This is a genomic window from Prevotella sp. MGM2, from assembly GCF_002933955.1.
GTDB lineage: Bacteria > Bacteroidota > Bacteroidia > Bacteroidales > Bacteroidaceae > Alloprevotella.
In genome coordinates this window covers 1-5,910 of the sequence record NZ_BEWW01000241.1, presented here as the reverse complement: position 1 = coordinate 5,910, position 5,910 = coordinate 1, and the positions used below count along the sequence as shown (strand labels likewise).

Here is a 5,910-nt window from a genome sequence, read left to right as displayed (position 1 = left end):
CAAATTTAACACTTTTCTCAAAATTCATGCACCGTGTTTTCGGCTTGACCCTTAAAAATGGAATTGCCATATTTTATGGCTTGCCGATGGGATTTCAGTTCTGAATTACCGGATTTTCAGTCAACCCATGCGTCAGCAAGATGAAAGGACAGCATCCCCACTGCCGAACAACTCCTTACTGCATCCGTTCATTTATAATAGTCAATGCACCGCAGAATTTCGTCTTTAAAAAATCCTTATTTGTCGATTTCAAACAGAAGGGAGCCATTTCTTATTTTAAAAGATGTTACCTTTGCGGTGTAAAAGTACAGAACAATAACAAATTAATATATTATTTCATGAACCAAAGACTCTTTTTAATGTTCTTTTCTCTGGCGACATTGCTGACCGGCGTTACGGCCCAGCGGTATGTCATCACCGGTACAGTGAAGAACGGCCAAACGGGCAGTGCCGTCGAATTTGCCAGTGTCACACTTCTGCGTCAGGACAGCACTATAGTAGGCGGCATCCAGACCGATGAAACAGGTTCCTTCAAAGTAAAGGCCAAGACTGCCGGAAATTTCATTCTCCGGACGTCCTATATGGGATTTACCACACTCTACAAGAATGTACAACTCACCGCCCAGCGCGACTCCGTAAACGTTGGTGCGCTCAGTCTTCAGAGCGATGACAAGATTTTAGGAACTGCAGTCGTGTCTGCCACTCTGGCGCGCGTGGAGCAGAAAGAAGACACAACCATGTACAATGCCGCAGCCTACCGGGTACCTGACGGTTCGACGCTCGAAGCACTCATCAAGCAGTTGCCCGGCGTAGAAGTGTCGGATGACGGCACCATCAAATGGAACGGCAAAGAAGTCAAGGAGTTCCTCATCAACGGCAAGGATTTCTTCAAAGGCGACACCGAAGTGGCCATGAAAAACCTGCCGACCGAACTGGTCAACAAAATCAAGGCCTACGACAAAAAGAGTGACTACACCGAAATGACAGGTATAGACGACGGGGAGGAAACTACCGTGCTGGACATCAGCACCAAGCGTGAGCTGAACGAGTCGTGGGTAACCAACGTCGACCTTGCCTATGGTACGAAAGACCGCTATGCCGGCCGTTTCTTTGCCACACGCTTCACCGACCGTTCACGCATTACAGCCTACGGTTCTGCCAACAACACAGGCAACCAAGGTTTCGGCGGTCCTCGCGGCTTCGGCGGAGGCGGAAGCGGCTTGCGCGCCACAAAAAATGCCGGATTGGATTTCAGTTGGGAAAACGGCAAAAGCAAAAAAGAAAACGGACGGCTGGAACTGGGCGGTAACATACGTTACTCCCACTCGGGAAGCGATAATGTATCCACCTCCTCTTCAGAGACATTCCTTACCACAGGAAGCACCAGCTCGTTCAGCAACAGCTGGAGCAAATCAAAAAGCGGTTCAACCAACGTCAACGGTGGTTTCCGCGTACAATGGAGTCCCGACACGCTGACAAAAATTACTTTCCGCCCCTCTTTCAGCTACAGCGAAAGCGACAGTCGCAGCACCAATATGTCGGGTACATTCAATGATGACCCTTACGCCATCGAAGGCATGTATTCTCCGCTTGACAGCATTTTTGCTGCAACCATCAATCCGCAGTTGGAGGCCATTGCCGTCAACCGCAACAACCGCCTCTCCATGAGCGACAGCCGCAGCAGCAGTTTCGATGCATCGCTTAACATCATGCGCCGCCTCAACAATAAAGGCCGTAACGTCTCGCTTCAAGCCAACGGCGGTTACAGCCAAAGCAAGAGCCATTCTTACTCTCTCTCGGAAATCAAATACTTCTCCACCGAACGCCAGAACAGTTTTCTGAACCAGTACAGCTACAATCCTTCAAAAAACCACAACTACAGCATTCGTCTGGGCTACGTTGAACCGCTCGGCAAACAATGGTTTGGAGAAGCCGGCTACAAATTCTCCTACCGATACTCCGACAGCGACCGCTCACGCTATAATCTCGACTCCCTGGCCTCAGGAAAATTCGGTGACGAATACGATGCGTGGGGTTCATGGGAAACAGCCTATGCTCTCTTTGGCACACTGCCCACAGACCGCGAGCTGATGGAAAAAGTACGCGACGACTACAACTCGCAATACGCCACCTACAAATACTTCAATCACACGGCCAACATCGGTGTACGCTACAACACGGAGACGATCCGTTTTAACGCCGGAGTGGACTTTAACCCCGAAAGAACGGAAATGAGCTACATGCGCCCCGGACAACACATCGACACGCTCATCACACGCACCGTCTTTAAAGTGTCGCCGCAAATACGCATGCGTTACCGTTTTTCAAAGACCACACAACTCGACATCCGTTATCGCGGCTCCTCCTCACAGCCCTCTATGACCGATCTCCTGGCTGTTGTAGACGATTCCGACCCATTGAACGTATCTATGGGTAATCCGGGCTTGAAGCCGTCGTGGACGAATAACCTCCGCATTTTCTACAACTCCTATAATCCCGACAAGCAACAGGGCATGATGGCCGGTCTCAACTTCTCGCAAGTCAGCAACTCCATCAGCAGCCGCATGGTTTATGACCAGTCCACCGGTGCACGCTACACACGCCCTGAAAATATTTCGGGCAACTGGAACAGTAATGCCAATTTCATGTTCAACACCGGCCTTGGCTATCAGAAACTCTTCACAATTTCTACCTTTACGCGACTGTCCTACAACAATCAGGTGGGATACGTCAGCAACTACAACAGCGGGAACTCCTCTACGGGTAATCTGTCCGAACTGCTGGACGGCACTTATGATGGCTACAACCGACTCTTCAACAGCATTTCATCTACCAAAAACACTACGAGAACTCTCGGAGTGGGTGAGAACCTTAACCTCGCCTACCGTGCTTCATGGTTCGATATCGGCGTTTTCGGCTCGCTCGACTACCAGCATGCCCGCGCCACAGCACAGGACAGGGCCAACATGGACACATGGAACTTTGCCTATGGTGCCAACGCCAATTTCAACTTCGACTGGGGTATGAGCATCTCCACCGATATCCGCATGAACTCACGCCGTGGCTACTCCGATGCTTCCATGAACACCAATGAATTTCTTTGGAATGCCCAGATAGCCCAATCTTTCCTCAAAGGACGCGCCGCAACCATCAGCCTGCAGTTCTACGACATCCTGCACAAGCAGAGTAACGTGAGCCGTACCATCTCTGCCACCATGCGCCGTGACTCTTGGAACAATGCCATCAATTCTTACATCATGCTCCATTTCATTTACAAGCTCAACATCTTCGGCGGAAAATCCCAGTCATCAACATCAGGCAAAGGTCAGGGACGCCGCGAGGGAGGAAACGGCAGTATGCGCGCTATGCCCATGATGCGCAGTATGGGAGGCGGACATGGCGGATTTTAAAGCAAAGACATAAAGAACAACAACTGCCAAGGCGGCATCCTGATTGAAGATGCCGCCTTTTTTAAAAGCAACAATCTATAAAAACAAAACAACATCTACAAAAACCATGAAACAAAAAATCCTTTTTGCGGTATTTTTCCTGATGGCATTGCCGGCTATCGTGAGTTCTGCCTATGCGGCCTCGCCGATAGAAGGTTTATTGGAACGCATCGACAAAGGAGCGTCAAAGAAATTCATCATCGAAACGGTAAAATCATCCACCGACTTTTTCGAGCTAGACCAGAAAGATGACAAGGTTGTCGTAAGGGGTAACAATTACGTATCTATCGCCACAGGCGTGAACTGGTATTTGAAATATCATGCGCACATCCATTTGTCATGGAACGGCATGAAAGCCAAGCTTCCCGCCAAGCTTCCCGCCGTACCTCACAAGGAGCGTCACGAAACTGGGATGAACCTGCGTTACGACTTCAACTACTGTACCTTTTCCTACACCATGGCCTTTTGGGACTGGGAGCGTTGGGAACAGGAAATAGACTGGCTGGCACTGCACGGCATCAACATGCCGCTGGCGCTGGTAGGCGCGGACGTTGTGTGGTACAATGTACTCCAGAAACTAGGTTACAGCAAAGAGGAAGTCAACAATTTTGTGGCAGGACCGGCTTTTCAGGCATGGTGGCTGATGAACAACCTGGAGGGCTGGGGAGGCCCGAACCCCGACAACTGGTATAAGCAGCAGGAAGTACTCCAGAAGAAAATCCTGAAACGCATGCGCGAATATGGCATCGAGCCGGTGCTGCCCGGATATTCAGGCATGGTGCCCGACAACGCGAAGAAAAAGCTCGGCCTTAACGTAACCGACCCCGACAACTGGGGTTCCTACCGCCGACCGGCCTTTCTCCAGCCCACCGACCCGCGTTTTACTGAAATTGCCGACATTTACTATAAAGAACTGAACCGCCTTTACGGCAAAGCCAATTATTATTGCATGGACCCCTTTCATGAGGGGGGCAGCGTCAAAGGCGTTGACCTCGACGCCACTGGACAGGCCATCATGAAAGCTATGAAGCGCAACAACCCTCAGGCTGCCTGGGTGGTACAGGCATGGGGAGCCAATCCGCGTCACGACATGATCAAAAACCTCAACAGAGGAGACCTCATCGTTCTGGATCTTTTCTCGGAAAGCTGTCCACAGTGGGGCGAAACCGAATCGAAGTGGCACCGCCCCGACGGTTTCGACGGGCACGACTGGATTTTCTGCATGTTACTCAACTTCGGCGGCAACGTGGGGCTGCATGGCAAAATGCAGCATCTCATCAATGCCTTTGAAAAAGCCCGTGCCAGCCGCTTCGGCGAGACGCTACGCGGCGTGGGACTCACGATGGAAGGCTCGGAAAACAATCCTGTCATGTTCGAATTGCTCTGCGAACTGCCCTGGCACAACGGCCCTATAGATAAAGACGAATGGCTTAAGAATTACGCCACAGCCCGCTACGGCAAGGCCCATCCTGCCGTAGAGGAAGCATGGCTCATTTTGAGCAACTCCATTTACAACTGCCCCGTGGCCTCCACGCAACAGGGCACTCACGAGTCCATCTTCTGTGCCCGTCCTTCAAAAAATGCCTATCAGGCCTCTTCATGGTCGGAAATGAGCGACTATTACAATCCTCAGGACGTCATACGTGCAGCCGGCCTCTTCCTTTCCGCGGCCGAAGAGTTCCGCGGAAACAACAACTACGAATATGACCTCATAGATATCGTACGGCAGGCTGTGGCCGAGAAAGGCCGACTGGTACACACTGTCATGAAAGAGGCCATTCAGGCCGGCGAGGCACAGCTCTTCGACGCCGCCGGCCAGCGCTTCCTCCGCCTCATTCTCCTGCAGGACGAACTGCTGGGCACACGTAAGGAATTCCGCGTAGGAGAATGGATAGGCAAAGCCCGCAAACTGGGCAAAACCGGTCAGGAAAAAGACTTGTACGAATGGAACGCCCGAACGCAAATCACCACTTGGGGAGACCGGGCAGCAGCCAACAACGGAGGATTGCACGATTATGCCCACCGCGAATGGAACGGACTCCTGCGCGACTTCTACCACAAGCGCTGGCAGGTGTGGGTGGAACACACGTCCCAAGAACTGCGCGGCACTTCCCGCCCAGCCATCGACTGGTATGCCATAGAAGAACCATGGACCAAGGCTACCAACCCTTATTCCTCACTGCCTGAAGGCAACAGCATTGATGTGGCGCGCCGCGTCTACGATGAAGCCGTCAGAGGTAACTGACAACAGAGACAATGGCGCAACGTACTTAAATAACGTCTCTCAGCAGAAACAAGCGGAAACAGACTCTCCGACTTTAACACATTTAACGTTCTGTTACATTTTCAGATGTTAAAATATAGGTTACAAGCTGTGAGATTTATAAAGTCCGTATCGGATTTTTAACACGAATACTTGGTTTTTTAATTCCAAGTAATGCTTTTCGGAGTAAAAACACAG

General features: G+C 51.0%; 2 protein-coding genes. Both read left to right on the top strand.

Features of this window, described 5'->3' with window-relative positions; genetic code table 11:
* Nucleotides 1-338: 338 nt before the first annotated feature.
* Nucleotides 339-3,410 carry an outer membrane beta-barrel protein gene (locus tag C5S62_RS05930; protein WP_223301162.1) on the top strand — a complete coding sequence of 1,024 codons (3,072 nt, stop codon included), beginning with the start codon at nt 339-341 and terminating at the stop codon, nt 3,408-3,410.
* 142 nt (nt 3,411-3,552) lie between these two features.
* Complete coding sequence (locus tag C5S62_RS05925; protein WP_223301163.1) at nt 3,553-5,694, top strand: alpha-N-acetylglucosaminidase; 2,142 nt, start codon at nt 3,553-3,555, stop codon at nt 5,692-5,694.
* Nucleotides 5,695-5,910: the final 216 nt, after the last annotated feature.